The organism is Naumannella halotolerans (assembly GCF_004364645.1).
In the GTDB taxonomy this organism is placed as follows: domain Bacteria; phylum Actinomycetota; class Actinomycetes; order Propionibacteriales; family Propionibacteriaceae; genus Naumannella; species Naumannella halotolerans.
This window is the reverse complement of the sequence record NZ_SOAW01000001.1, coordinates 1854413-1880942: the sequence shown is the minus strand read 5'-3', so window position 1 is coordinate 1880942 and position 26530 is coordinate 1854413. Positions and strand designations below refer to the sequence as shown.

Sequence of the window (26530 nt, the reverse complement as noted above, 5' to 3'; positions counted from 1 at the left end):
CGAGCCGTGTCCGCAGCAGAGATGACGTCCAATCCTCCACCCGCGTCATCCTCGCACCCGACGACGACTGCCGATTTCGACTGGTCCTGGCTCGACCGTGAGGACGAACGGGAGACCGTCGACCTCAGTAGGACGACCGTCACCGCGGTCCTCGTCGCCCACAACGGTGAGGAGTGGCTGCCCGCCGCGCTCCACGGTCTGCAGTCGCAGACGGTACGTCCCAGCGCAGTCATCGCCGTCGACGCCGGATCGACCGACGCCACCCCCGAGTTGTTGCAGGCCGCCAGGGCAGACGGCATCGTCGACGAGATCCGCACGGGCTCGGATGCGGGCTTCGGGCTGGCCGTCGCCGAGGGACTGGAGTCCGAACCGGCGCCCAGCGACTGGATCTGGCTGCTCCACGACGATGCCGTGCCCGGCCCCGAGGCACTGGCAGAACTCCTCACCGCAGCCCTCACCGAGGGACGGACCGCCGATCTCCTCGGTCCGATGCTGCTACGGCCCAATCAGGCCGGCCGTCCGGCCGAGATCACCGGCTTCGGTGAGTCGCTGAGCAACTCGGCGCGTCGCGACACGGGTCTGGAGCCGGGGGAGATCGACCAGCACCAGCGGGGTTCCCGTGAGGTCCTGGGGCTGTCGACCTGCGGCCTGCTCGTTCGGCGCCGGGTCTTCGACGAGCTCGACGGCCTCGATTCCGAACTCGGTCTGTTCCGGGACGGGGTGGCATTCGGTTGGCGCGCGAACCTCGCCGGGCACCGGGCGCTGGCCGTACCGACCGCCAAGATCACCCATCTGCAGGCAGGTCATGCCGGGCTGCGCGACTCCTGGGTGATCGGCGATCACCCCCGGGCCACCGAACGCGCCTTGTCGATGATCGTGGTCAACTCCCACCGCAGCGGTCTGGCCGCCGTCGGGTCCTCGATCCGGCTGGTCCTGGCCTGCGTCCTGCGCTCACTGGGCTATCTGCTGGGCAAGGACCCGTCGGCCGCCGCCGACGAGTGGCGCGCTGCCCGGCACTACCTGGGATCGCGCGAGATCGTGACCGCGCTGCGGGAACGTTCCGGTGAGGATTCGGCCTCGAGCTCCGATCGTCAGCGCACCCGTTCCCTGCGGCCGGCCCGGTTCGCCGCACTCGGGCTCGCCGTCGACTCCGCGGGCAGGGCCATCGGTCGCCGGTGGCGTGCCCTGGCCGGGGAGGGCGCGAGCAGTTCGCTGGACGAACTCACCGGTGACGCCTACTCCGATCACGGTGACAACGCACGGCCGGCCTGGCAGAACCCGACCGCCATCACCTTCGCCCTGCTGATCGGTCTGAGCCTGGTGGCCGGACGGTTGCTGATCGGCCCCGGGCTGCTCACCGGGCCCTACCTGCTGCCCAGCCAGCCGGACCTCTCGGCGGCCTTCGATGCCTACCTCGAGCCGATCCCCGGGGCTCCCTTCCAGGCAGCCAGTCCGTGGATCGGCCTGACCGCCCTGGCCTCGTTGGTCACCGTCGGGCAGCCCGAGTTGTTGATCACCGTGCTGGTCTTCGGTTCGGTCGGTCTGGCCTTCCTCAGCGCCTGGCTGCTGGCGAAGCGGCTCTTCAGCTCCCGGCTGGTCCGGTGGCTGGCGCCCCTGGCCTACGGTCTGTTGCTGCCCATGCTCGGGGTGCTCAACCAGGCCTCCGTGGCCACCGTCGTGGTCGCGGTGCTGCTGCCCGCCCTCGGCGCGGCCGGCCACGATCTGATCAGCGCCGACGAGCGCCTGCGCGAGCGACCGGACAGCCGGCGGATCGATGCCTTCCGCCCCGCCTTCGCCGGCGGCTTGGTGCTGCTCGTGCTGACCACCGTGGTGCCTTCGCTGTTCCTGCTCGGTGTCCTCGGTGCTGCCATCCTCTGCTGGTTGGCGCCACAGACCTGGCGTCGGGTGCTGGTGGCACTGGGAATCCCGCTGATCCTGCTGTTTCCGTGGATTCCCAGCCTCTTGGTGTTCCCCGGTCGCTTCTTCACCGGGCCAGACGCTGCCCAGGCACTCTCGGCGGAGGGCGGCTTCGACCCCTCGGTGCTGCTCGGACAGCTCGCCGGTGGCTCCCCGTGGTGGCTCGGTGCGGTCTTCTTCGGCCTGCTGTGGCTGGCGGCGCTGATCGGCAGTCTGCTGCGCTTCTCCACCGCCGTCGCCGTCGGCTGGCTGTTGTCGGTGGTCGGTATCGCCATGGCGGTGCTGCTCGCCGGGGCGGTGGTCGCCGTCGGCCCGACCGGTGACCAGGCACGCCCCGAGGCACTGGTCTGGTTGTTCGTCGGATTCGCCGGTGCGCTGGTGGCCGGGGCGGCCGGCCTGGCCGGTGCCTTCGGTGGGCTGGCCCGCTCCGACGGTGGCCGCCGGGCGGCCGGTGGTGCGTACCCGATCGGCGGTGTCGCGGCCAAGATCACCCTGACCGTCGTCGCGGTGGGTCTGTTGGCCGGTAGTGGCTGGTGGCTGGTCGGGTCGATGACCGGACCGGTGGATCGTCGGGCCGGCTCGGCCCTGCCCGCCTTCATCACCAACGCCATGCAGTCCGATGCAGGGGTACGCACCCTGAGCCTGGATCTGCGGGGTGAGCAGGTGCGCTGGGCGCTGCTGGAGGATGCCGGTTATCGGCTCGGTTCGGCCGATCGTGGGTACGTCTTCGGTGCCGACCCGCAGTTCGAGGCCCTGACGGCCAGTGTCACGGCCCGTCTGCTCGCCGGCTCCGATGATGCCCTGCTGAGTGACCTGAATCAGCTCGGGGTGGCCTATCTTTGGGTGCAGGGCGGTAGTGAGGAACAACTTGCCCAGATCGGCAACGTGCCGGGTCTGGGGACCGGGAGCAGCGACGAGGTGGCCCGGATCTGGACCGTACCGAGCAGCGCAGCGCGGGCCGAGGTGATCTCGGGGGAGGTGTCGGTGCCGGTCGGCCGCGCCGGCGCCGAGATCCTGCCCGGTGACCAGGATCGGGTGCTGGTGCTGGCCGAGCCCGCTGATCCGCGCTGGCAGGCCTTCCTCGACGGGGCGGAACTCGCCCCGGTGCAGGGCGACAACGGGCGACCGACCTTCGCCGTCGGGGCCGCCGGCGGCCAGCTCAGCTACCGGTTGACCGACAACGGATACGGGTTCGTCGCCGTCGCCCAGTTGATCGGGCTGCTGCTGGTGGTGGTGATGGCACTGCCGGCGCTGCGCCGGCGTACCCCGGCACCGGTCGGACAGCTGAGTGCGGCCGCCGCCCAGGCGCCGGTACGGGTCCGCCCCGACGGCGAGCCGCTGCGCAAGTCCCGGACATTGGGAGACTTCAGCGAACTGGGCCGGCTCGGCGAACCGGCCGCGGATGCCGATCCGACGCCACCGGTGGAGACCACCCCGGCCGCGGAGAAGCCGCTGCCGAAGGCCCCGCCGTCGTCCCATCACGAACCGCCGGCCTCGCATCACGAACCGCCGGCCTCGCATCACGAACAGACGCCCCGGCACGAGGAACCGTCGGCCGCGCAGGAGGCACCGCGAGTCGCGCACGAGGAACCGTCGGCCGCGCAGGAGGCACCGCCGGCTGCGACCGGCAGGCGGGGGTTGGCCGTCGACGACTCCAGGGCTGACGACTCCCGGGCTGACGAATCCCGGGCTGACGACGAACCCCCGGTGGTCGGCCGCCGTGCCGCCCGGGCACTGCCCGACGACCCCGACGAGGCACCTGACGACGACGACGACGAGGAGATCTCGCCACCACCACGTCGGGCGGCGCGGGCGATCATCGATGACGAGGAGGAGAGCTGATGCGTGCGTTGCGCTTCGCCGTACCGCTGCTGGGTGCGGTGCTCATCCTCGGCACGGTCCTGCTCGGACAGCAGCTCGGCACCACCGCCCCGACACCGCCGCAGGCGGTCGCCGGGGCGACCTCGGCGACGCGGGTCTGCCCGGCGCTGACCGGCGGTGAGGACGGCGGTTCGGTGGTCGTCGACTCGCTGTCGGCACCGCCGGAGTCCGCGGTGCAGCTGCAGCGTGCCGACGGCACCGAGCTCGGCACCGTACCGGGCGGCCAGCTGCGCCGCGTCGCCGTCGAGGAGTCGGCGACGACGATCGCCCGGGCGAACGGCGATGCGGCCACCTTGACCGGCCAGTCCAGCCTGGCCGAGCAGACCTCGGGATCGAAACGTGGCCTGATGATCTCGCCCTGTGTCAGCGCCTCCACCGAGGCATGGTTCACCGGCTTCCGGTCCAACGACACCGAACGCGCCGTGCTGCTGATCACCAATCCCGACAGTGAGGCGGCCGAGGTGTCGCTGAACATCTACACCGCCGAGGGCCTCGCTGCGGTCGCGGGGACCAGCGGCATCGCCGTCCAACCCGGGGAGACCCGGGAGGTCCCGATGGAGTCGCTGCTCAGCTCCGACGACCCGCTGGCGGTGCAGGTGCTGGCGACCAGCGGACGCGTCTCGGCTGCCGCGGAGGTCGAGACCGGTACCGGATCGGATCCGGCCGGGGCCGACTGGGTCGCCGGTGCCGGGTTGACCGACACCACGGTGGTGATCCCCGGGGTTCCCGGTGGCGACGGCAGTCGCGAACTGGTGGTCGCCAACCCCGGTGACCAACGCAACCAGGTCAGCGTGGAACTGCTCGGCAGCGACGGGGCGTTCCCGCCCGCCGATGCCGACCAGCTCGACCTGGCAGCTGAGTCCGTCGGATCGGTGGAGCTGGCCGAGGCAGCCGCCGGGGAACCGGTGGCGGTGCGGATCACCGCCGAACAGCCGGTGACCGCCGGCGTGGTCTCCCGCAGCACCGACGATGCCGCGAGCTCGGATGTGAGCTACTCCCCGGCGAGCGCGGCGGTGGGTGCCTTCGGTGTGGCGGCAGTGGGCGGATTGGCCGACCATCGGGGAACCCTGATGGTGAGCTCGTCGGCGGCGGTCGAGTCCTCCTACGAATGGCAGGCCTACGGCGAGGACGGTTCCGTGGTCGGCGAGGGTACCGAGACGGTCCCGGCCGAGGGGACCTCGGCGGTGCAGATGCCGGACGAGGGGCAGCTCGCCGTGCACATCACCCCGGTGGGAGATGTGGAGCTGTTCGCCGGGATCGCACTGGCCGGCGATGTCGACGGGGTGAGCACCTTGTCGGCGGCACCGATCACCGCCAGCCGCGTGCTGCAGGAGGATCCGCCCCAGTTCGACCCCGAGGTGGCGCGCTGAGGTCGCGCCCACGGACTCGACCGAGGAAGCCGGTCAGTCCTCGTCCAGCTCGGGATCGATCTCGCGAACACTGATGGTCGTCAGGGCGGACAGCTGTTCGACCAGCGCCCGGTGCACCAGTACGCGCAGATCGGCCCGGGAGGCCGAGCGGTGCTCCAACGGCCGGCGGTAGAGCACGACCTTCGCCCTGGTCGTCACGGTGGCCTCGACCGCTGCTGCGACCGGTGGTTCGGGGTCGGTCCAGGCGGCGGTGATCTCCGGTACGTCGACCACACCGATCTCCACCCCGGCCAACGCCTGGGGACAGTTGCGGCGGATCAGCCGTAGCGAGGCCGCCACCACATCGTCGAAGAAGGCCGTCCGGCCCGGAGGCTGTCGAGGAGTCACCGGCTGCGCGGTGAGGGGATTGGGTGCGGCCAGAGGTCCGCGCAAGCCACGCTCATGACGGTCCCGACGCATGGAGCCCACCCTAGCCGCGCAGCTGGGGCTGCCGGCTCGGAAGCCGATACAACTGCCCGGGTGTCGGAGCCCGGTCCGGGCACTCGGGCGGACTAGCCTCGATCCCCGAGGCGGAGTCCGGTTGCTGATCGGCACTGTTCGGGTGGCCCACCCGATCTCGCCCGACCGATCCGGTCCGATCGTCCATCGATCGGGGATGACAGGAGCAGCTATGGCACGTCGACGCTGTACCCGCACCGGTTGTGCGGGGTGGGCAGTTGCCACCCTGACCTACGTCTATGCCGAGTCGACTGCGGTGCTGGGGCCGCTCGCGCTGCGCGCCGAGCCGGGCTGCTACGACCTGTGCCAGCAACACTCCTCGGCCCTGTCGGTGCCCCGCGGCTGGGAGGTGATCCGTCTGCCCGACGACACCGAGGAACGTGAACAGGCCCGGGTCGACGACCTGCTGGCCCTGGCCGATGCGGTACGCGAAGCCGGCCGCTCCTACGAGGACCCGCTGGCCGAGGCGATCCATCCCGGCCGCAGTGGCATGGTCGAGGTGGCCCGGAAGGCGCATCTGACGGTCCTGGCAGAACCTGCCGAGGATCCGCCGGGCGAGGACCGTAACCGGTAGGCTGCGCGCGTGTTGCAGCCGCAGATCTTCAAGGCCAATGACATCCGCGGTCTCATCGCCGGGAGCAGCCCGGAGTGGGACGTCGCCGGCGCCGAGGCACTCGGCACCGCATTCGCCCAAACCCTTCAACTCCGTCCCGGGGATCGGTGCGTCCTCGGCCGCGACATGCGCGAGTCCGGGGTGGAACTCGGTGCTGCCTTCGCCCGCGGGGTCGCCCGTACCGGTGTCGACGTGGTCGACATCGGACTGGCCAGCACCGATCAGCTCTGGTTCGCCTCCGGCAGCCTGGATCTCCCCGGCGCCCAGCTGACCGCCAGCCACAACCCTGCGGCCTACAACGGGATCAAGTTCTGCCTGGCCGGGGCACGCCCGATGACACCGCAGATGTTGATCGAGATCCGTGATCGGGCCTGGCAGATCGAACGTGACGGTTTCGCTGCCGAGCAGGCGCCGGGCCGGATCACCGAAGAGGATCTGCTGCCTGCCTACTCCGACTATCTGCGTTCACTGGTCGACCTGTCCGGGATGCGTCACCTGCGGGTGGTCGTCGACGCCGGGAACGGTATGGCCGGGCTGACCGCGCCGGTGGTGCTGGCCGGACTCGATCTTGAACTGATCGGCCTCTATCTGGAGCTGGACGGCAGCTTCCCCAACCACCAGCCGAATCCCCTGGAACCGGAGAACCTGGTCGATGCCCAGCGGGCGGTACGCGAGCACGGCGCCGACTGTGCACTGGTCTTCGACGGTGATGCCGACCGTTGTTTCGTGATCGACGACCAGGGGGAGGTGGTGATGCCGTCGGCGATCACCGCGATGATCGCCGCCGCCGAACTGCAGCGCGAACCCGGTGGCGTCGTGGTCCGCAACACGATCACCTCCAGGACCGTGGCCGAGGTGGTCGCCGAGGCCGGCGGGCGGTGCGTCACCTCGAAGGTCGGTCACACCTTCGTGAAGGCGGCCATGGCGGCCAATGATGCGATCTTCGGTGGGGAACACTCCGCCCACTACTACTTCCGCGACTTCTGGTCCGCCGACACCGGGATGCTCGCCGGGTTGCACGTGCTGAGCGCCCTCGGCCGCTCCGACAAACCGCTGTCGGAGCTGCTCACCGACTACAACCGCTACGTCGCGTCGGGGGAGATCAACTCCACCGTCGACGACGCGCAGGCGGTGATGAACCAGGTTGCCGAGGCGTTCGCCGGTCGGGGCGAGATCGACTTCGGCGACGGCGTGATGATCAACGCCGAGGACTGGTGGGTGAGCCTGCGACCGTCCAACACCGAGCCGTTGTTGCGGTTGAACGTGGAGGCGCGCAGCCGCCGGCAGATGGATGCCCTGCGGGATGAGGTGCTGGCGCTGGTCCGCAGCTGAGCGGCGAGACCTGCCCCGGTCACCACCGGGTCGTGACCCTCGTCCACCCCGGGCTCGGCGGTGCTCGGGGCGGAGCGTCCGAGCCGGCCGAGTCGCAGCCGACAGCCGGGAGCACGGAGTCCTAGACTTGCGCCATGGGTGTCGAAACGACCGCCGGCCTCGACCTGCCGGGTGAACTTCTCGAACTGCTGGCCTGTCCCCGCTGCCGGGCACGGCTGGCCGTCGATCATGAGACCAGTGAGTTGGTCTGTCTGGGCACCGAATGCGGTCTGGCCTATCCGGTGCACGACCGGATCCCGGTGTTGCTGGTCGACGAGGCCCGTCCCACCCTGGCCGGCTACCACCGCTGACCGTGGCCGATTTCGACGACTCCCGGTTGGACGACCCGGCCTGTCTGGAGCGGGCCGACGGGTTGCTGCGCCCGCTCGCCCTGGCCGGGGCCCGGGTACGACAGGCCGCCGACGGAGCCGTCCGCGGCCGGGAGGAGTTGCGCGAACTCCCCGTACCGCGAGCCGTGATCGCTGCCGGTGCCGAGGCGCGACTGATCCGGGTCCTGGTCGAGCCGACCTGCCCGGTCCCGTTCATGGCCTGGCCGCAACCCGGACTGCCGGGGTGGGTGGGCCCCTTGGACCTGGTCGTGGTGAGCGCGGCCGACGGCGGCTCACCGGGCCTGGTGGCCACCGCCCGCGAAGCCGTGCGCCGGGGCGCGGCGCTGCTGATCGCCTGCCCGGTCCCGTCGCTGATCTCGGAGTTCGCGACCGGCCGTGCCAGCATCGTGCTGCCGGCCGCCACCTCCGATCCGCTCGCCGCCGCAGTGGTGGCGCTGGCTGGACTGCACGATGCCGGTCTGGCCCCGGCGACCTCGCCGGAGCTGATCGCCGACGCGCTCGACCAGGCCGCCACCGACTGTTCCCCCCGCGCCTCGATCGCCGCCAACCCGGCCAAGGACATCGCCCTCGGACTGGCCGACGCCCAGCCGCTGATCTGGGGTGGCTCGGTCCTGGCGGCCCGGGCGAGCCGGCGGATCGCCGAGGCCATCCGGGCCGCCACCGGCCGACCGGCCCTGGCCGGTGAGGCCGAGGACCTGCTGCCGCTGCTGGAGGCGGCCGGCCGACGGGACCCGTTCGCCGACCCGTTCACCGATCTCACGCCGAGCGATCGGCGACCGGTACTGGTGATGCTGGACGATGGGTCACCGGAGGAGTCGCTGGTCGTCGACCGTCGGCGGTTGACCGACTGTGCCGAGTTCCACGAGATCCGGATCTGTCCGATCTCCTGCCACCACGGCAGCGACCTGGAGCGGTATGTGTCGATCCTGCAGGTCGGGCTCTACGCCGCCACGTACCTGGCCATCGGCCTGGACCGGCTGGCGCGGTGAACCCACGATTCCTGTCGCCCGCCACGGGCGAACTACAGTGAGCGATGGACCCGGTGCTACCGGGCCGAGGACCGCGAGGAAGGACTGGAATGGCGACTGATCTGGTCGATGACGAGGTGATCGAAGAGGCGCCGCCGTTCTCCTACCGCACCATCGGTCTGGTCCTGGCGATCTGTTCGGCGATCGGCCTGTTCTGCGCGATGGCCCTGAGTATCGAGAAGGTCCATCTGCTGCAGAATCCCGATCAGGCACTGACCTGTGACCTGAACGCCGCCGTCCAGTGCACCGATGTGATGCGGTCCTGGCAGTCCAGCGTGTTCGGGTTCCCCAACCCGTTCCTGGGGCTGGTGGGATTCGGGATCACCATCGCCGTCGGCATGGCCCTGCTCGCTGGCGCCCGATTCGCCCGCTGGTACTGGATCGGGCTGCAACTGGGGGTGACCTTCGGTGCGGTCTTCATCCACTGGCTGATGATCAACACCCTGTTCGACATCGGTGCCATGTGCCCGTACTGCATGGTCGTCTGGGCGATCACGATGCCGATGTTCGTGGTGGTCACCGCGCGCAATGCCCACCGTTACGCCTCGGGGCGCGACGGTGCCCTGGCGGGCGTGGCCGGTTTCTTCGCCCGGATGGCCGTGGCGCTGTTGATCATCTGGTACGTCGCCGCCGCCGCTCTGGTGCTGGGGATGTTGCTGTTCGTGCTCTGATCTCCGACCGGCGGATCAGGGCCCGGTGAGGTCGCCCGCGATCTAGGATGTGCTCACGTGAGGTGGGTCCGCCCACCCTTCGCCAGTGAGGGGATCCGATGAGTTCCAATCCGCGCACGACGCCCGACTTCGGTGTGGCCGATCTCTCCTTGGCCGAGTTCGGCCGCAAGGAGATCACCCTGGCCGAGCACGAGATGCCGGGCCTGATGGCGATGCGCGAGAGGTACGCCGCCGAGCAACCGCTGGCCGGGGCCCGGATCGCCGGGTCACTGCACATGACGGTGCAGACGGCGGTGCTGATCGAAACCCTCACCGCGCTCGGGGCGAAGGTCCGTTGGGCCTCCTGCAACATCTTCTCCACCCAGGATCACGCCGCCGCGGCAGTGGCGGTCGGCGACGGAACGGTGGACGAACCGGCCGGGGTGCCGGTCTTCGCCTGGAAGGGGGAGACGCTGGGGGAGTACTGGTGGTGCACCGAGCAGATCCTCGACTGGCCCGGCGGTGAACTGCCCACCATGATCCTCGACGACGGTGGGGATGCGACCCTGCTGGTGCACCGGGCGGTCGAGTACACCAAGGCCGGGGCGGTGCCGGAGGCCACTGCCGACACCCCGGAGGAACTGCGGGTGCTGTTGGCCACGCTGCGCAACAACCTGGCCGCGCAGCGTACCGATTGGATCGCCCTGGCGAACGCGGTGAAGGGGGTCACCGAGGAGACCACCACCGGCGTCCACCGCCTGGCCGAAATGGCCCGCGACGGTCAGTTGCTGTTCCCGGCGATCAACGTCAACGATTCGGTCACCAAGTCCAAGTTCGACAACAAGTACGGCTGTCGGCACTCCTTGATCGACGGCATCAACCGGGGCACCGACGTACTGATCGGGGGCAAGGTCGCCGTGGTCTGCGGGTACGGCGACGTGGGCAAGGGATGCGCGGAATCCCTGCGTGGGCAGGGGGCGCGGGTGATCATCACCGAGATCGATCCGATCTGCGCATTGCAGGCCGCCCTCGACGGCTACCAGGTCGCCAGGTTGGACGAGGTGGTCGGGTACGCCGACATCTTCGTCACCGCCACCGGGTGCCTGGACGTGATCAGCGCCGAGCAGATGTCGCGGATGAAACACCAGGCGATCGTCGGCAACATCGGCCACTTCGACAACGAGATCGACATGGCCGGCCTGGCCAGATTGGACGGCATCCGCCGGACCGAGATCAAACCGCAGGTGCACACCTGGACCTTCGCCGACGGCAGGTCGATCATCGTCTTGTCCGAGGGCCGGTTGCTGAACCTCGGCAATGCCACCGGCCACCCGAGCTTCGTCATGAGCAACTCCTTCACCAACCAGGTGCTGGCCCAGATCGAGTTGTTCACCCGTACCGACGACTATCCGCTCGGGGTGCACGTGCTGCCCAAACACCTCGACGAGGAGGTCGCCCGACTGCACCTCGATGCCCTCGGGGTCGGGCTGACCGAACTCACCGCCGAGCAGGCCGCCTACCTCGGGGTGCCGGTGCAGGGGCCGTACAAACCGGAGGCGTACCGCTACTGAGCCGCCGTGCCGACGGGTCACTCGCCGTCGTCGTCCCCGGGCCGCATCTCTTCCCAGATCTTCTTGCAGTCGGGGCAGACCGGGAACTTCTCCGGGTTCCGGCTCGGTACCCAGACCTTGCCGCAGAGCGCGATCACCGGCGTACCCATGACCATCGCCTCGGTGAGCTTGTCCTTCGCCACATAGTGCGAAAGCCGCTCGTGATCGCCAGGTTCCGACGGGGTGGTGTCGGTCCGTTCGTCGAGGATCGTGTCGGCGCCGGGGCTCATCTGGGTCATGGCGCCCACTGTAGTCCGCGACCGCTTGTGCTGAACCTGGGTGGAGGTGGTTCGATGAGTTCATGACGGAGAGTTCCCCCAGCGCCGCCGCCGACCAGCGGCGCACCGTCGTTCCCACCCCGGCGATGGTCGGCGGCATCGTCATCGGTGTCTTCGGCGCCGCCTTCGAGAACATCGCGGTCGCCACCGCGATGCCGCGCGCGGCCGAGGACCTCGGTGGACTGGGCGCCTATGCCTGGTCGTTCACCTTGTTCATCATCGGCCAGTTGATGGGTACCGCGGTCGCCGGCCGGCTGGCCGACCGGATCGGCCCGGTCCGGCCGATGTATGCCGGGATGGCGGTCTTCGTGGTCGGACTGCTGGTCGCCGGGTTCGCGTTCAGCTGGCCGCAGCTGCTGCTCGGCCGGTGGATCCAGGGCCTCGGTGCGGGTGCGATGTTCGTCAGCCTGACGGTGATCGTCGCCCGGATCTTCAACCCCACCCACCGCGCGCAGGTGATGGCCTGGATGTCGGCGGCCTGGGTGGTGCCGGCCTTCGTCGGCCCGCCGATCGCCGGCGCGCTGGCCGAACGCGCCTCCTGGCACTGGGTCTTCTTCAGCGTGGTCCCGCTGGTGCTCGCCGCTGGTCTGCTGGTGCGGCCGATCGTCTCCGGGGTCAGCCGGGACGGCCTGCTCGACGGGTCGTCCGCCGACACCGATCCGGTGCCCTTGTGGGCACCCGTGGTCGCTGCGGTCGGCGCGATCGGTCTGCAGGCGGCGGGTCAGTTGTTCGCCACCGACCGGCTCTGGTGGGCGGTGGCCGCAGCGCTGATCGGTGTGGTCGCCCTGCTGATCGCGCTGCCGCCGATGATGCCGGCCGGATTCCTCCGTTTCCGGCGCGGATTGTCCTCCACGGTCTGGTGCCGGTTGCTGTTTCCCGGCGCCTTCTTCGGGGCCGAGGCGTTCGTACCGCTGATGCTGGTACAGACCCGGGGGATGGGCCTCAGCCTGGCCGGAGCGGTGCTCAGCATCGGCGCGGTGGGCTGGGCCATCGGTGCCTGGTTGCAGTCGCAGTCGTGGGTCCGGGTCCGGCGCGACCGGTTGATCCTGGCCGGGGTGCTGGCGGTCTTCACCGCGATCGCCTTGGCAGCCGTTCCGGCCTGGCTGTCCTGGGTTCCCGGCTGGGTGCTCGCGATCGCCTGGTCCATCGGTGGCCTGGGCATGGGGCTGGCGGTGGCCACCACCAGCCTGGTCGTGATGGCGCTGTCCCCGGACAACCAGCAGGGCCGCAACGCGGCGTCGTTGCAGATCGGCGAGGGCATCGGGTACGCGGTGTTCGCCGGTATCGCCGGATCGATCTTCAGCAGTCTGCAGATCGCTGCTGATTCCCAACTCGGTTTCGGCACCGTGATCACGGCCATGGCCGTGGTCGCGATGCTGGCGATCCCGTTCGCCCTGCGGATCGGCGCGGTACGAGATCAGCCCGCCTGAGGCGGATTCCTTTCCCGGCGTGCCACCATGGCCGTGTGCCGAAGATCGAAGGAGGGAGCGTTGCCGACCACCGGCAGCGGGTCCGTCGCCGACTGATCGCGGCATTGCGCGACCTGCTGGCGGAGAAACCCTTCGGGGCGATCAGCTACGCCGAGCTGGCGCGCCGCAGCGGGATCGGCCGGTCGGCGATCTACAACCACTTCCCCGATCGTGAGCGGCTGCTGGCGGCCCTGGCCGAGGACGAGTCGGAAACCGCGACGATCGACCTCGGCATTCGGGTGGACCCGGCCGACGATCCACGCGAGCAGCTCGCCGCCTATGTCGCGGCCCGGCTGCAGCACCGCCAGGAGACCGCCTCGACCGGCTCGGTACCGATCGGCAGCAACCCCTCGGGCAGACACGAGTTGTTGGGCCGGATCCTGCAGCAGGGGATCACCTCCGGGGTGTTCCGGCCGCAGGATCTGGCGGTGACCGTACCGATGATCGATGCCGCCATCGATGCCGCACCGGAACTGACCGACGGGCTCGCCGAGGCCCAGCGGCTGGTGGTCAATGCCGCCGGTGCCCGCTGGCCCTCGCTGGTCGGCGCCTCACGCGGCCAGGTGCCGAAGGCCCAGATCAGCGAAGACGGCTGAGTTCAGGTCGAAGGCGACCGTCGCTTCGTCCACCACCGCGGCGTACTCCTCGCTGCTCAGCGTGACCTGGTCCATGGCCTCGCGGTAGCCGTCCTTGTACGGCTTCGGCTTGTCGACCTCGAAGTCGTAGAACCGCAGCACCTCCGGTGCCAGCCCGTAGTGGCGTCGCAACATCGTGCGCACCACCTGTCCACCCGACAGGTCGCCCAGGTAGCGGGTGTAGGCATGGGCCAGATAACCGGTCGGCGTGGCCGCCACCTCGTCCAACCGGTCGACGTAGCGCCGGGTGGCCTCGGTCAGCGAGGTACGCTCGCGCCAGTCCGGCCCGACCAGGTCGGTCAGGTCGGCCTCCACCCGTTCGGTGCGCAACAGTTCCGGTCGGACCAGGGCGCCGAGTCGGGGATCGGTACGAAGCCCATGGCCGCCGGCCTCCAGCGCGCGGTAGATCGCCGCATGTTGGACCGCCAGGTCGATGTAGGCGCCGGTGTGCAGTTCGCCGTTCATCAGTGCGGCGATGAACGGTCGGGATTCGGCGCGTTCGTGTTCGGCGCGGGTACGTACCCGCAGGGTCGTCGACAACGGTGCCAGCGGAGCACCGGGTTCGGTCGTGATCGGGCTGGTCATGAGTGGGCCCTCGCTTCGTGGTCCTGATCGATCGGATCGAAGTCGTCGTCGTAGAAGTCTGCCTGCTGTGCCCGGCGAACGCCACGGCGCCAGCTGATGAAGACCGCCAGGCCGATGATCAGCAGCAGCACCGCCAACCAGGCCCAGGGAATGGACCAGACCTGTGTCTGCACCGACACCGGGTCGGCGACCTGCCCGCCGACGCCCTCGGGGACGACCTCCACGGTGACGGTGCTCGGGCCGAGCGGCCAGACCCCGGTGACCACCGACCGTCGTTCGGCCGCACCGTCGACCAGGATCTCCTCCAAGGTGCCGCGTTGGGTGGTGCTGACCAGGCCGCCGAGGGAGCTGACGGTGACGGTCTCGTAACCGACGGCGCGGACATTGCCGGTGTTGGCGACGTAATAGGCGTACTCCAGTTCCCCGGGTGTCCAGGCCGGCCATCAGCTCGCACCGGCGGCGGCCAGCGGGGAGACGTCGAGACCGGCGACCAGGTCGCCGGACACCCGGACGTTGATCCGGATCGCCAACGTCAGATTAGACCATAGGTCCTAAAGTTGAGATAGGTGTGACCTGAGAGACGCCGGCCCGGTCGTTCCCACCCAACGTCGGCGCACGCTCCTACAATGGGGCCAGTGAACGTGCCCGACCCGCTGACGCCGATTGCGAACGCCGATCGACTTCCCCCGGCCTTCCCCGACCGGGCCGCCTGGGGCACCGTCAAGCAGCTGCGGGCGTGGCAGCAGGCCGCGCTGAACCGCTACCGCGAGGATGAGCCGAAGGATTTCCTGGCCGTGGCGACGCCGGGTGCGGGCAAGACCTCATTCGCCCTGACCGTGGCCGCGGAGTTGCTCAACCGGCGGATCGTGAACCGGGTGATCGTGGTCGCGCCGACCGAGCACCTGAAGACCCAGTGGGCGCAGGCCGCGGCCCGGGTGGGGATTCAGATCGATCCGAACTTCGGCACTCGACAAGGACCCAGCTCCGCCGATTTCCAAGGCTACGCCCTGACCTATGCCGGGGTGGCGGCCAACCCGCTGGCGCTGCGCATCCGTACCGAACAGAACAACACCTTGGTGATCCTCGACGAGATCCACCACGCCGGTGATGCGCGCAGCTGGGGTGAGGCGGTGCGGGAGGCCTTCGAACCCGCCCGGCGGCGACTGGCGTTGACCGGCACCCCGTTCCGTTCCGATGCCAACCCGATCCCCTTCGTCCGCTACGAACCCGACGGCACCGGCGCACTGCGCTCCCGGGCCGACTACTCCTACGGGTACGGCCCGGCGCTCAGTGACGGCATCGTCCGGCCAGTGCTATTCATGGCCTACGGCGGTGACATGCAGTGGCGGACCAAGGCGGGCGAGGAACTCGCTGCCCGGCTCGGGGGACCGCTGACCAAGGACCTGACCGCCCAGGCCCTGCGGACGGCGTTGGATCCCGGCGGTGCCTGGATCCCGGCCGTGCTCCGGGCGGCCAACACCCGGCTCACCGAGGTACGTTCCGGCGTACCCGATGCCGGCGGGTTGGTGATCGCCAACGACCAGAGCCACGCCCGGGCCTATGCCAAGATCCTGCAGCAGATCACCGGTGAGCCACCCACCCTGGTGTTGTCCGACGAACCGGGATCGAGCAAGCGGATCACCGAGTTCGCCGAGTCCGAGGACCGCTGGATGGTCGCGGTACGGATGGTCTCCGAGGGTGTCGACGTGCCTCGGCTGGCGGTCGGCGTCTACGCCACCGCCACCTTGACCCCGCTGTTCTTCGCCCAGGCCGTCGGCCGGTTCGTCCGCGCCCGCTCCCGTGGGGAGACCGCTTCGGTGTTCCTGCCGAGCATCGCCCCGTTGCTGTCGTTGGCCGCCGGCCTGGAGACCGAGCGGGACCACGCGCTGAAACCGAAGACTCCCGAGGACGAGGCGGCGCTGCTGGCCGAGGCGCAGCAGGAGAAGTCCGAGCCGGACCTGGTCGAGGGGACGTTCACCGCCCTGGCCAGTGAGGCCGATTTCGAGAAGGTCGTCTTCGACGGCGGCGAGTTCGGGCTGCAGACGATGTCGGGCAGTGATGAGGAACGTGACTACCTCGGGCTGCCCGGGCTGCTGGAACCGGATCAGGTGAAGGATCTGCTGCGGCGCCGACAGGCCGCCCAGGTGGAACGTTCGGAATCGGCCCGGGCGCAGTCGGCCGCCGGTGCTCCGGAGCGGCCACGGGCCGCCCACGAGGACCTGCGCGAGCTGCGCAAGCAGTTGAACACGCTGGTGGCCGCCTGGCACCACCGCAGCGGGAAACCTCACGGGGTGATCCACAACGAGCTGCGGGAGGCCTGCGGTGGTCCGGCGGCCGTGGCGGCGACCGGGGAACAGCTGACCGAACGGATCGAGCGGATCCGGTCCTGGGCGACCCGCGGCTGACCGTCACCCCCGGTGTCGGACGGCCGGTGTCGAGCGGCGCCTCAGCGCAGCTGCACCAGTTGTGACGGGTCCTCGGTCGGCAGCTCGTCGGCCACCGCGGTGACCTTCAGCTCGTTCAGGAACAATCCGCCGGAATTGGTGGTCAGGAAGGCGGTGTCGGCGGCATCGCGGCCGGTGGCGATCCGCAGCATCGACTCCCGCGGCGCCAGGTTCGTGGCGTCGATCAGCTGCCACCGACCGTCGACATGGGCCTCGACCACGGCATGGAAGTCCATCGGCGACAGGCCCGGGGCATAGACCGCGGCGAGTCGGGCCGGAGTCTCCCGGGCCCGGAGCAGGGTGATGCACAGGTGGGCGTAGTCGCGGCAGACACCGGCCCGCCGCAGATAGGTGTCGACTGCATCGTCGGTCGGGCCGGAGGAGCCGCTGATGTAGGACAGGTGGTTGTTCACCCATTCGCGTACCGCCTGCACCAGTTCGATCCCCGACTTCTCGCCGAACAGGCCGGAGGCGACCGGAGCCAGCACATCCGACGGGCAGTAGCGGCTCGGCCGCATGTAGCGGATCAGGTCCACATCCTCCGACGGGGCCGGCGCCGATTGTCCCTCGGCGACGGCGGAGTAGGCGATCACCAGTTCACCGGGAGGGGTGATCACCCGGTGCAACCGGGTGCCGTGGACATCGGTCAGCTCGGTCGGTTCGACCGGCGTGCCGTCGACGGTGACGGTCAGCTCCTCCGAGGTCAACAGGTCGGTGTCGGTGACACTGATCGACACGACGTTGTCCGCCTCGGCGGTGACCTGGCAGACGATCCTGGAGTGAACTTCGCGTTTCATGCCGACATCTTTGCCCAAGTACTGCTCCGGCGACCAACCAATGGACAATCCGGGCTGCACCGGCCTGCGGGAGTCGGTTCAGGTGAGCTGGAAGATCACCCAGACGACGATCATCAGGATGAGGAACGCCGCGACCGCGATGATCCACCAGAAGCCTGCACCGCGACCACTGGGGGTAGGCGTCCGTTCCGGCGGCAGGTAGCTCCAGTCGTTCACCATCTGCCCCGGCCACTGCGGGGTCGGGGCGGGGTGCTCGCCGTACCGGTGCGGTGCCGGTGACGATCCCTGCGGTTGCCCGTAGCCCCGGGGCGGGGTCCATCCGGCTGCAGGCGGCAGCGGGCCCGGATGTCGGGCCGGGTTCGGGGTCGGTACCGGCGTGGCCGATCGGCCACCGGAGATCGGTCCGACCGGTTGTTGCGGGGGCGGTACCGAGGCGGCCGGACGATCCGCGGAGGGCTGGCCGGCCGGTGTCGCTGAACTGGCCGGGGACGGTGGCTCGGCGGCGCGACGGGGAGCTGGTTGTCGCCGGGTGAGGGCGGCATCCTCGTCGTCGCTCGGCATCGTCGGCCAGGCCGGGGCGGGGGTGCGCAAGTGGGTGAAGGCGATCGAGGTCCGGCCCGGTTCGGTGCCACCGGCCTCGATCGCACCGGCGATCCGGTCGAGCTGGTCGGCCATCGCCTTGGCCGAGGCCGGACGTCCCTGCGGTGCCCTCGACAATGCCCGACGCAGCAGTTCATCCAGTTCGGCGGGAACCCCGAGCCGGCCGGCCAGCGCCTCGGGGTGCTGTCCCTCCTGGCGGTTGAGCAGATCGGGCAGGTTGCGTACCCGGAACGGTGGCGCCCCGGTGAGCAGCGCGTAGGTGACGCAGCCCATGGCATAGATGTCGGCCCGGTGGTCGAAGTTGCCTCCGGTGGCCTGTTCCAGCGCCATGTAGGACGGTGTGCCCGCGGTCATCGTGCTGCCCAGGTCGTCCAGCATCGACTTCGCCACGCCCAGGTCGGCCAGTCGGACCACCAACGAACCGTCCGAACTCGAATCCAACAACAGATTGCCCGGGGTGACATCCCGGTGCACCACGTGATGGTCGTGCAGCACCTGCAGGGCGCGACAAGCCTGGGCCGCGGCCCGGATCGCCTGCGCCGGTGGGCGCAGTTCTCGGCGCCACTGATCCAGCGAACCGGAATCGCAGTAGTCCATGACGAAGTACGGTCGGCCGTCCTGCAGGGTTCCGACGTCGTAGACGCGGATCACCCGGCTGTCCTGGATCCGACGCATCAGCCGGGCCTCGGACATGAAGCGGTTCCGGACGTCCTCCCGGGAGGACCAGTTCTCCGCCAGCACCTTGATCGCCACCGGTACGTCGAGCTGGTCGTCGTGCCCCTGCCACACGGTGGCGAAGGAGCCCGCGCCGAGGCGCGCGACGAGCCGGTAGCGTCCGATCTGTTCCATGACACCCATAGTGTGACTACAGACGGTGCCCATTGGCCACCGGCTCCCGCCGGTTTTCGCCCTCGCGCCCGGTTTCGTTGGTTCCGCGGGTGTCGGCGGATCGGTGCGGGCAGTCCGTACCGGACGGATCGGCCACAATGGTGGGGTGAGTGACATTCCCGTCGGCCGCCCGCCCGCACCGCCCGGACGCCATGCCGCGCCCGCCGGCTGGTACCCCGATCCGCTGGACCCCCGACGTACCCGGTACTGGGACGGGTGGCAGTGGAGCCGGGAGACCCGCGAGGACAAATCGGCTGCCGGGCAACCAGGCGCCGGCAGCCAGCCCGGACAGCCGGGGCAGTGGGGGAACCCACCCCAGGGCCAACAGCACTACGGGCAGCAGGGGTACGGGCAGCCCGGCCCGGGCCAGAACCCGTATGGCCAGAACCCGTATGGTCAGAACTCGTATGGCCAGAATCCCTGGGCGCAGCCGGCGGCCTCGGGCAAGGAATTGCTGACTGCCGACGGACGTCCGCTCGCCTCGTGGTGGGCCCGGTTCGCGGCCTGGTTGCTTGACATGGTGATGATCACGGTGCTGTCGGTGCTGTTCAGCCTGCCGGTGTGGCAGCGGCTGGCCGGGGTGGTCGCCGACTACTACGCCGCCTCCCTGGCCGCGGTCGAGCAGGGTCAGAACCCGCCGCCGACCCCGGACCCGACGACGATCCTGTCGGCCACCGACCAGTTGTGGTCCACTGCGGCCGTGATCGGCGCGGCCATTGGACTGCACCTGGTGTTCCTGCTCTGGAAGGGCGCCACCCCGGGCCAGCTGCTGCTGGGCATCCGACCGGTGCAGACCGACGGATCACCGAAGTTGACCGGCCGCGCGGTCGCCATGCGTACCCTCTTCCGCGGTGTCTTCCCCCAGCTCGGCTGGCTGATGCTGGTCGCGCTGGTCGACGGGCTGACCGCCGCCTTCAATCCGCGGAGACAGTCCTGGCATGACCGGCTCTCGGAGACCCAGGTGATTCGCCGCCGCTGAACTGTCCGCGGGTTCCCGGCAACCGAACCATGGGCAACGAACCGGCTGCCGCCTAGGATCAGCCCGTGGCGGCCAGGGGGCGAGCGGGGACAGTGCGCAGCATGCCCTGGCGCGGACACCTCTCCGCCCGTCGGCTCCGCTGGCACGGACACCTGCCCGATCCGCGGAGGATCAGCGCCGATGCCGGCGGTGACGGGGCCTTGGCCCCGATGGTCGTCGTCTCGGTGCTGGCCGTGTTGGCCCTGTTGCTGACCGCGATCGCGGTCGCCATTCCGCCTCGGACGGGAACGATCGCCGGTACCTCACTCGCACTGGCCGGTGGTTCCGAGGGGTCGCGGACGGTGCTGAGGGGCGAGGGCCAGGTCGGCGGATCGCTGCTCGGGGTGGAGTCGGTGCCGGTCAGCGGGTTCGTACCGCATCAGCGCGGACCGGCCGGCTGGTCGAACGTCGACGGTCTCGGCCAGGGGAACTGGGTGATCGAGAACTGGCACGGGGACGACCGGCGCGAACTTCTCTACCGTGCCGACGAGACCGGGTTGTCGGTGGCCTCCCTGGCGCGGGGCAGCGACGCCGTGTCGTTCCAGCCGCCCAGACCCGATCTACCGGCCGGAACCGTCGCCGGACAGAGCTGGACCGCGGCCGGGACGGCGCTGATCAGCGACGGCCTGCAGGTGATCGGCGAAGTTCCCTACAGCTTCCGGGGGACGGCCACGGCGCTGGCCGGGGACTGCCTGCGGTTCGACTACGAAACGACCATCGGTGAGGACCGGGAGTCCTCGGTGATCACCCGCTGCCCGGACCGGGGCGTCGTCGCGATCGGTGTGGGGGACCGGACCTACTCCGAGTCGCCGGCCGTACCCGGCCGCGCCGAAGCGCTGACCACCGCAGACCCGCAACGGACCGCCGGTGCCCCCGACGAACTGCAGGTGCGCTCGTTGCGTCCGGTCCGCGCCGATCTCGACATCACCGGGGTGAGCACTCTCGGTGCGGTGGCCGAATTGCCGTCCGGTCAATTGGCCGTCGCCAGTGACGTCGACGGTTCGGTCCTGCTCTGCACCCCGGTCGTCGACCGTTGCGAGCGGGACTGGCAGGCCTATCCCGGTGGCTCGCTGATGCAGGCGGGCGTCTTCGGCGACGTCGTCGTCACCGCCACCAGCAACCGGGAGCTGACGGCCTACGACCCGGACGGGATCTGGTTGTGGACCGTCCCCACCCCGGACATCGTCACCACGCTCACCCGCTACGACGACGAGCACCTGCTGGCGACGACCCTGGGCGGTGACACCGTCATGCACCGGATCGCCGACGGTGGTCTCGGCTGGCGAAACCGCGGTACCGAGCCGATCACCGGCGCACCGGTCGTCCTGGGCGACGGTGCGGTGGCGGTGACCGATCGGACCGGTGAACTGCGGCTGCTCGAACCGGACGGTTCGGTGCGGTGGACCGAGGCAGCCGAGGTCACCGACGGTGTGGTGGCCAGTGGCGAGTTGTTGATCACCGGAACCGCCGAATCGTTGGTGGCGCGCTCGGCCGCCACGGCCGAGGTCGTCTGGCGACGCCGCGCCGTGGACCACCAGGGCATGACCGCGGCCGGCCCGGTGGTGATCCTGCACACCGAGCAGGTGGGGGTACGGGGGATCGAGGCGGCAACCGGGAGGGATCTGTGGTCGGTGCCCGCGCCGGTACGCTCCCTGGCCACCGACGGTGCCGAGATCTTCGTCACCGGTACGAACGAGCAGCTGCTGCTCGGTGCCGACGGCCGCGAACTCGCCCGCTGGTCGCAGACCGTGGTCGCCTCGTCGATGACGCCGGTGGCCTCGCTCGGCGCCGGTGGAGGCTACCTCGTGAACGACAACTCGTCCACGATCACCCTCTGGCAGCGGCCATGACCGGCCTGCGCGCAGGGTTGACCACGATCGCCCGGGGCGTCTTCTGGGACCGGATCGCCCAGGGGCGACCGCGTCCGGGACAGTGGCCGGTCTGGGTCCGGGTGGTCGCCGCCGTCGCTGCCCTCTGCGCTGTCGGGGTGCTGTGCCTGGGCATCCTCGCCACACCGCTGCGCGAACTCGTCCCGCTGGCGGTCGGTTCGGGGGGAACGAGCCTGCCGGTGGTCGCGATCCCGGTGCTCAACCTGGCGATCTGCCTCTCGGTGGCGATGTTCTTCACCGCCGCCATCCGGCTCCCGATCTGGTTCGCCCCGGTGGCCGGTTACGTGTTGATCGCCCTCGGGGTGATCGCGATGATCCAACCCCCGAGCCTGCTGATGCTGGCGTACCCGATGCTGATCATCGCCATCGTGGTGCTGATGGTCCTACGTCGCCGCCGCACCGCCCGGTGGTGGGAGTTCTGGGTCATGGCCGGCCTGGTCGGCGCGCTGCTGCTGACCTCGCAGGCCGGACTGCGCGAAGGGCACACCTTCGGTATCGACTTCCGCGTGCAGAGCCTGTCCTTGACCTTCGTGGTGCTGTCGCTGTTGGCGATCCCGGCACTGATCGTCGCCGGTTTCGGTCTGGCCGAGGCCGTCGTGGTCACCGCCCAGTGGACCGGTACCGCGGTGAAGCAGAACGGGGCGCGGTTCGCCGTCGTGGTGACGCTGGTGCTGACCGCGGTTGCGGTGTTCGTACCGCTGTGGAAGTCGATCCGGCGCACCGATCAGGCCTTCACCCCGCTGGCGATGGCCTCCGGCGGCATCATCGTGCTGCTGAGCGCACTGGCGGCAGTGATCATCCTGGCCCTCGGCCGCCGCGTACCGGGCTCGAAGGTGATCACCCGGGAGGACAGTCTGGTCAGCCAACTGCACCCGCTGATCTGGCCGATCGCGATCGCGATCCCGGCCATGCAGGTCCCCACCCTGTTGGCCACCTTCGTCGGCGTGGTCCTGCGCGTTCTCGGCTGGGGAGGGTCCGCCGACACCCTCGAGGAGTGGGTACGGGTGTTCAGCACCGACGCCACCGTCCGCAACTGGTACCGCCTGCTGTTGTCGCTGGTGCTGGCGGTGTGGGCGTACCGGCGTACCCGAGCCGGACAGCCGGTGGCGGCTCTGGCGCTGGCCGGTCTGGTCGGGGTGTCCCTCTGGGCGGTGCTGCCGAACCCGCCGGGCACGGTGCTCAGCGCGTCGTGGTGGCCGCAGACCATCGCTGCCCTGGGGGGATTCGTGGCTGCCGCGGTGTGCCTGGTACTGCTGATCGGGCGACGCCTGCACGGTGTCCGGCTGCTGGCCGTGCTGACGGTGCTGATCACCTGCTGTCTGTACCCGTACCGCCAGTTGGTCGCCGAACCGGTCCTCGTCTTTGCCGGTGCGGTCGGTGTCGCCGCGGCCGCCCTGGGCCTGTTGTGGACCATGCTGACCGATGCCGGCGGAATCAACCACGGCAGTTCCCGGTTCCCGCTGAGCTCCCGGGTGCTGTTCTTCTGCGCCAATCTGACCTTCGCCTCGGCGATGCTGTCGCTGGCCTCGCTGATGCGCAGCGGGACCGAGTACTACGACCTCGAGGGATTCACCGGGCTGGGTGACGATCTGCTCGGTACGACCCTGCTGATCGGGGTGATCCTCGCCGGCATCTGGGTGGCAATTCGGCCGGGCAGGTTCGAACGCGAGGAGGAATCGGCGAGGATGGTGGCCGACGCCTTTCCGCAGATCCCGTCACTGCCCCCGAACCCACAGGAGCCCGTAGGTGAATCCCGATCCGTCCCGGTACTGCCCGAACCCGACCCGTCGCGGGTGGGGGTGGTCGGCGGTCCCGACACCCCGGTACGCCGATCGGCGCCGGCCGACGACCCGGGGTGAGGTATGACCACCGCGGCCCGGCTGTCACCGCTGCAGCGGCTCGCGACCGCCCACGGGGTGGCGGTGGAGTACGAGGACTGGCGGCAGGTACGTCAGCAGGTCAGTGACCAGACCCTGGTCGCGGTGCTGGCCGATCTGGACGTCGATGCCGCATCCGATGCCGCGATCGAGGCAGCCCTGGCCGCCGAGGCGAGCGATGATCATCTTTCGCCGGTGGTGGTGATCGCCGAACAGGGCGGTACGGCCGGCGCCCCGGTCGGCGCGACCGCCGAGCTGCGGACCGAGCAGGGTGAGCGGATCGCCCTGGGGATCGCCACCGACGGCATCGTCGACCTGCCTGCCGGGTTGCCGCTGGGGTATCACCGGTTGCACCTGAGCAGCGCCGGGCGGCAGCTGGCGCGGATGCTGCTGGTGGCGCCGCAGGTGATCCCGACCCCGCCGGAACTGGTCGACGGCCGGTTGTGGGGCAGTGCCACCCAGCTCTACTCGACGCCCTCGCAGCGATCCTGGGGGATCGGTGATTTCGATGATCTTGCCCGTCTGGCTCGCTGGTCGGCCGCCGATCACGGGGCCGGGTTCGTCCTGGTGAATCCGCTGCAGGCAGGCTCGGTGACCGTACCCTTCGAGCCTTCGCCGTACCTGCCGAGCAGTCGCCGGTTCACCGATCCGATCTATCTGGCCATCGATCAACTGCCCGGATTCGCCGAACTCGACCCGGATGCACGGGCAGCGATGGACGCACTCGCCGAACAGGCCCGAACCGGTCTCGGGGAGCTGATCGACCGGGACCGGATCTGGCCGGCGAAACTGGCCGCACTGCGGATCCTGTTCGATCATGTCGGCACCGAGGTCGACGGCTTCGCCGAGTTCCGTCGGGAACGGGGGCAGGCCTTGATCGACTTCGCCACCTGGTGCGCCTTGGTGCAGCGTCATGGCGGGCACTGGCGGGACTGGCCGCAGGAGCTCCGACGGCCGCGGACGCCGCAGGTGGAGTCCTTCGTCGCCGAGTCCGCCGCCGAGATCGACTTCTGGTGCTGGGTGCAGTTCTGCTGCGACAGCCAACTCGCCCGTGCCCAGCAGCAGGCCGTCGATGCCGGCATGGCCCTGGGAGTGATGCACGACCTGGCCGTCGGTGTGCATCCCGACGGTGCCGATGCCTGGGCCCTGGGGGAGGTCTTCGCCGACCACTGCCGGGTCGGTGCGCCGCCGGATGCGTTCAACCAGCTGGGACAGGACTGGGGTCAGCATCCGCTGCGTCCGGACCGCCTTGTGCAGACCGATTACGCGCCGTTCCGGGAGATGGTGCACGCCATCTTGTCCCATGCCGGAGGATTGCGAATCGATCATGCGATGGGGATGTTCCGGCTCTGGTGGGTGCCGGGTGATCAAGGTCCGGACCAGGGGACCTATGTGCACTACGACTCCGACATGATGCTCGGAATCCTCGCCCTGGAAGCAGCTCGCGCGGGGGCGGTGATCGTCGGTGAGGACCTGGGTACGGTCGAGCCGCAGGTACGTACCGAACTCGCCGCGCGCGGTGTCTACGGCACCTCCATCCTCTGGTTCGAACAGGACTGGGATGCCGGTGTGCCCCTGCCGCCGCAGGCCTGGCGGCGGGACTGTCTGGCCGCGGTCACCACCCATGACCTGCCGCCGACGCAGGGCTACCTGGCCGGGGCGCACATCGATCTACGGGACCGGCTCGGCCTGTTGACCGTACCCAAGGCCAAGGAGGAGCAGGCGCTCGCCGCCGATGTGCAGCGGTGGCGCACCGAGTTGCACGCACTGGGGCTGCTGCCGAGCATCGACGCCGACGACGAGGAGCTGTCGAAGGCGCTGCACACGTTCCTCGGACTGACGCCTTCGCGGTTGCTGTGTGTCTCGGTGGCCGACCTGGTCGGGGAGCGGCGGGCACAGAACCAGCCGGGTACGAGCAATGAATACCCGAACTGGCGGATACCGCTGGGCGATGCGGCGGGGGAGCCGGTGACGTTGGATCAGCTCTTCGTGGATCCGCAGGCCAATGAGCTGGCCGAGATCATGCGCATGGCGGCGAACCGTCGGCCGGTCGAGTCCTGAGGCGGTACGGGCGGGCAGGTCAGCCCGGCCAGTGATCAGCCCGGCAGTCGACCGCGGAACGAGACGCCGGCCGCGGCCAACTCGTCGAGGGTCTCGGAGATCGACGACGGGTCGACGGCTGCGGTGAGGTCCACCAGCACCGTCGTGTCCAGGCCGGCCTTAACCGCGTCCAGGGCGGTGGCCCGGACGCAGTGATCGGTGGCGATGCCGCAGATCTCGACCGTGGTCACACCTGCCCCGGCCAGCCACTGCCGCAAACCGGTGCCGTCGCCTTCGGCACCCTCGAACCCGGAGTAGGCGGCGGTGTACTCACCCTTGTCGAAGATCGCGTCGAAGTCGTCGAAGGTCAACTCCTCGGTGAACTCCGCACCCGGTGTGCCGACCACGCAGTGGCGTGGCCAGGAGTCGACGAAGTCCGGGTTGTCCGAGAAGTGGCCACCCGGATCGATGTGATGATCCCGGGTGGCGACCACCCGGCTGTAACCGTGCTGACCGGCGAGCAGTTCGGAGATCCGGCTGGCCACGGCGCGTCCCCCGGCGACGGCCAGCGAACCGCCCTCGCAGAAGTCGCGCTGCACATCGACCACGATCAGCGCCCGGCGACCGGAGGTCTTGGCGGCAGTTTCGTTGGCGTCGGCCTGTTTGACATCGGCCTGTTTGACATCGGCCTGATTGACATCGGTATGAGTCATGATCAACTC

At 69.8% G+C, this 26530-nt stretch carries 22 protein-coding genes; 15 read left to right on the top strand and 7 right to left on the bottom strand.

Annotation, left to right across the window (positions count from 1 at the left end):
* Window positions 1-6 precede the first annotated feature (6 nt).
* Both CLV29_RS17020 and CLV29_RS08715 read left to right on the top strand, forming a co-directional pair.
* Entirely contained in the window at window positions 7-3759 is a 3753-nt protein-coding gene (locus tag CLV29_RS17020; protein ID WP_133754522.1) for a glycosyltransferase, read from the top strand.
* A complete protein-coding gene (locus CLV29_RS08715; protein ID WP_133754521.1) occupies window positions 3759-5168 on the top strand; it encodes a DUF5719 family protein in 1410 nt (469 codons plus the stop codon). The genes CLV29_RS17020 and CLV29_RS08715 overlap by 1 nt, the downstream gene beginning before the upstream one ends.
* Window positions 5169-5201: 33 nt before the next feature.
* Here the strand turns inward: CLV29_RS08715 and CLV29_RS08710 are convergent, their stop codons facing one another.
* A complete protein-coding gene (locus CLV29_RS08710) occupies window positions 5202-5627 on the bottom strand; it encodes a metallopeptidase family protein (RefSeq protein ID WP_133754520.1) in 426 nt (141 codons plus the stop codon).
* 211 nt (window positions 5628-5838) lie between these two features.
* On the opposite strand from CLV29_RS08710, the gene CLV29_RS08705 reads away from it, so the two are divergent.
* From CLV29_RS08705 to ahcY, 6 genes are all read left to right on the top strand, one after another.
* Window positions 5839-6240, top strand: a complete 402-nt coding sequence (locus tag CLV29_RS08705) for a DUF3499 domain-containing protein (protein WP_133754519.1) — start codon at window positions 5839-5841, stop codon at window positions 6238-6240.
* A gap of 9 nt (window positions 6241-6249) precedes the next feature.
* Entirely contained in the window at window positions 6250-7611 is a 1362-nt protein-coding gene (locus CLV29_RS08700; RefSeq protein WP_133754518.1) for a phosphomannomutase/phosphoglucomutase, read from the top strand.
* 134 nt (window positions 7612-7745) lie between these two features.
* Window positions 7746-7961 (top strand): Trm112 family protein, encoded by a 216-nt coding sequence (locus CLV29_RS08695; protein ID WP_133754517.1) that lies wholly within the window; start codon window positions 7746-7748, stop codon window positions 7959-7961.
* A gap of 2 nt (window positions 7962-7963) precedes the next feature.
* Window positions 7964-8989: an SIS domain-containing protein gene (locus tag CLV29_RS08690; RefSeq protein WP_243831800.1), complete on the top strand. Its 1026-nt coding sequence runs from the start codon at window positions 7964-7966 to the stop codon at window positions 8987-8989.
* Window positions 8990-9078: 89 nt separating this feature from the next.
* A complete protein-coding gene (locus CLV29_RS08685; RefSeq protein WP_166649185.1) occupies window positions 9079-9699 on the top strand; it encodes a vitamin K epoxide reductase family protein in 621 nt (206 codons plus the stop codon).
* Between the two features lie 98 nt (window positions 9700-9797).
* Window positions 9798-11249, top strand: a complete 1452-nt coding sequence (ahcY, locus tag CLV29_RS08680) for an adenosylhomocysteinase (RefSeq protein ID WP_133754514.1) — start codon at window positions 9798-9800, stop codon at window positions 11247-11249.
* Between the two features lie 17 nt (window positions 11250-11266).
* Here the strand turns inward: ahcY and CLV29_RS08675 are convergent, their stop codons facing one another.
* On the bottom strand, window positions 11267-11527 hold the full coding sequence (locus CLV29_RS08675) for a DUF3039 domain-containing protein (protein ID WP_133754513.1): 261 nt from the start codon (window positions 11525-11527) through the stop codon (window positions 11267-11269).
* A gap of 62 nt (window positions 11528-11589) precedes the next feature.
* Between CLV29_RS08675 and CLV29_RS08670 the strand changes: the two genes are divergently transcribed.
* Together CLV29_RS08670 and CLV29_RS08665 are read left to right on the top strand one after the other, a co-directional pair.
* The gene (locus tag CLV29_RS08670) at window positions 11590-12996 is read left to right on the top strand and encodes an MFS transporter (RefSeq protein WP_133754512.1); all 1407 of its coding nucleotides are present in this window, start codon (window positions 11590-11592) and stop codon (window positions 12994-12996) included.
* Between the two features lie 35 nt (window positions 12997-13031).
* Window positions 13032-13631: a TetR/AcrR family transcriptional regulator gene (locus CLV29_RS08665; RefSeq protein WP_166649184.1), complete on the top strand. Its 600-nt coding sequence runs from the start codon at window positions 13032-13034 to the stop codon at window positions 13629-13631.
* Here the strand turns inward: CLV29_RS08665 and CLV29_RS08660 are convergent.
* The gene (locus tag CLV29_RS08660; protein WP_133754510.1) at window positions 13587-14255 is read right to left on the bottom strand and encodes a biliverdin-producing heme oxygenase; all 669 of its coding nucleotides are present in this window, start codon (window positions 14253-14255) and stop codon (window positions 13587-13589) included. The two genes, CLV29_RS08665 and CLV29_RS08660, sit on opposite strands and share 45 nt — an antisense overlap.
* Entirely contained in the window at window positions 14252-14563 is a 312-nt protein-coding gene (locus tag CLV29_RS08655; protein ID WP_133754509.1) for a hypothetical protein, read from the bottom strand. Before CLV29_RS08655 ends, CLV29_RS08660 begins: the two co-directional genes overlap by 4 nt.
* A 327-nt stretch (window positions 14564-14890) precedes the next feature.
* On the opposite strand from CLV29_RS08655, the gene CLV29_RS08650 reads away from it, so the two are divergent.
* A complete protein-coding gene (locus tag CLV29_RS08650) occupies window positions 14891-16660 on the top strand; it encodes a DEAD/DEAH box helicase (protein WP_481819215.1) in 1770 nt (589 codons plus the stop codon).
* Window positions 16661-16701: 41 nt separating this feature from the next.
* Here CLV29_RS08650 and CLV29_RS08645 read toward each other — a convergent pair whose 3' ends face one another.
* Window positions 16702-17496: a transglutaminase-like domain-containing protein gene (locus CLV29_RS08645; RefSeq protein WP_133754507.1), complete on the bottom strand. Its 795-nt coding sequence runs from the start codon at window positions 17494-17496 to the stop codon at window positions 16702-16704.
* Window positions 17497-17574: 78 nt separating this feature from the next.
* Window positions 17575-18945 carry a serine/threonine-protein kinase gene (locus CLV29_RS08640; RefSeq protein ID WP_166649183.1) on the bottom strand — a complete coding sequence of 457 codons (1371 nt, stop codon included), beginning with the start codon at window positions 18943-18945 and terminating at the stop codon, window positions 17575-17577.
* 145 nt (window positions 18946-19090) lie between these two features.
* Between CLV29_RS08640 and CLV29_RS08635 the strand changes: the two genes are divergently transcribed.
* From CLV29_RS08635 to malQ, 4 genes are all read left to right on the top strand, one after another.
* The gene (locus CLV29_RS08635) at window positions 19091-19963 is read left to right on the top strand and encodes an RDD family protein (RefSeq protein ID WP_166649182.1); all 873 of its coding nucleotides are present in this window, start codon (window positions 19091-19093) and stop codon (window positions 19961-19963) included.
* Between the two features lie 101 nt (window positions 19964-20064).
* On the top strand, window positions 20065-21852 hold the full coding sequence (locus CLV29_RS08630; protein ID WP_133754504.1) for an outer membrane protein assembly factor BamB family protein: 1788 nt from the start codon (window positions 20065-20067) through the stop codon (window positions 21850-21852).
* A complete protein-coding gene (locus tag CLV29_RS08625) occupies window positions 21849-23750 on the top strand; it encodes a hypothetical protein (RefSeq protein WP_133754503.1) in 1902 nt (633 codons plus the stop codon). The genes CLV29_RS08630 and CLV29_RS08625 overlap by 4 nt, the downstream gene beginning before the upstream one ends.
* Before the next feature lie 3 nt (window positions 23751-23753).
* A complete protein-coding gene (malQ, locus tag CLV29_RS08620) occupies window positions 23754-25829 on the top strand; it encodes a 4-alpha-glucanotransferase (protein ID WP_133754502.1) in 2076 nt (691 codons plus the stop codon).
* Window positions 25830-25864: 35 nt separating this feature from the next.
* Here malQ and CLV29_RS08615 read toward each other — a convergent pair whose 3' ends face one another.
* On the bottom strand, window positions 25865-26521 hold the full coding sequence (locus tag CLV29_RS08615) for a nicotinamidase (protein ID WP_133754501.1): 657 nt from the start codon (window positions 26519-26521) through the stop codon (window positions 25865-25867).
* Window positions 26522-26530: the final 9 nt, after the last annotated feature.

Coding starts and splice junctions, on each gene's coding strand:
- CLV29_RS08645 (WP_133754507.1), bottom strand. CDS start 17,496: ATGAAACGCGAAGTTCACTCCAGGATCGTCTGCCAGGTCACCGCCGAG.
- CLV29_RS08695 (WP_133754517.1), top strand. CDS start 7,746: ATGGGTGTCGAAACGACCGCCGGCCTCGACCTGCCGGGTGAACTTCTC.
- CLV29_RS08615 (WP_133754501.1), bottom strand. CDS start 26,521: ATGACTCATACCGATGTCAATCAGGCCGATGTCAAACAGGCCGATGTC.
- CLV29_RS08705 (WP_133754519.1), top strand. CDS start 5,839: ATGGCACGTCGACGCTGTACCCGCACCGGTTGTGCGGGGTGGGCAGTT.
- CLV29_RS08710 (WP_133754520.1), bottom strand. CDS start 5,627: ATGCGTCGGGACCGTCATGAGCGTGGCTTGCGCGGACCTCTGGCCGCA.
- ahcY (WP_133754514.1), top strand. CDS start 9,798: ATGAGTTCCAATCCGCGCACGACGCCCGACTTCGGTGTGGCCGATCTC.
- CLV29_RS08685 (WP_166649185.1), top strand. CDS start 9,079: ATGGCGACTGATCTGGTCGATGACGAGGTGATCGAAGAGGCGCCGCCG.
- CLV29_RS08675 (WP_133754513.1), bottom strand. CDS start 11,527: ATGACCCAGATGAGCCCCGGCGCCGACACGATCCTCGACGAACGGACC.
- CLV29_RS08670 (WP_133754512.1), top strand. CDS start 11,590: ATGACGGAGAGTTCCCCCAGCGCCGCCGCCGACCAGCGGCGCACCGTC.
- CLV29_RS08640 (WP_166649183.1), bottom strand. CDS start 18,945: ATGGAACAGATCGGACGCTACCGGCTCGTCGCGCGCCTCGGCGCGGGC.
- CLV29_RS08625 (WP_133754503.1), top strand. CDS start 21,849: ATGACCGGCCTGCGCGCAGGGTTGACCACGATCGCCCGGGGCGTCTTC.
- CLV29_RS08715 (WP_133754521.1), top strand. CDS start 3,759: ATGCGTGCGTTGCGCTTCGCCGTACCGCTGCTGGGTGCGGTGCTCATC.
- CLV29_RS08630 (WP_133754504.1), top strand. CDS start 20,065: ATGCCCTGGCGCGGACACCTCTCCGCCCGTCGGCTCCGCTGGCACGGA.
- malQ (WP_133754502.1), top strand. CDS start 23,754: ATGACCACCGCGGCCCGGCTGTCACCGCTGCAGCGGCTCGCGACCGCC.
- CLV29_RS08660 (WP_133754510.1), bottom strand. CDS start 14,255: ATGACCAGCCCGATCACGACCGAACCCGGTGCTCCGCTGGCACCGTTG.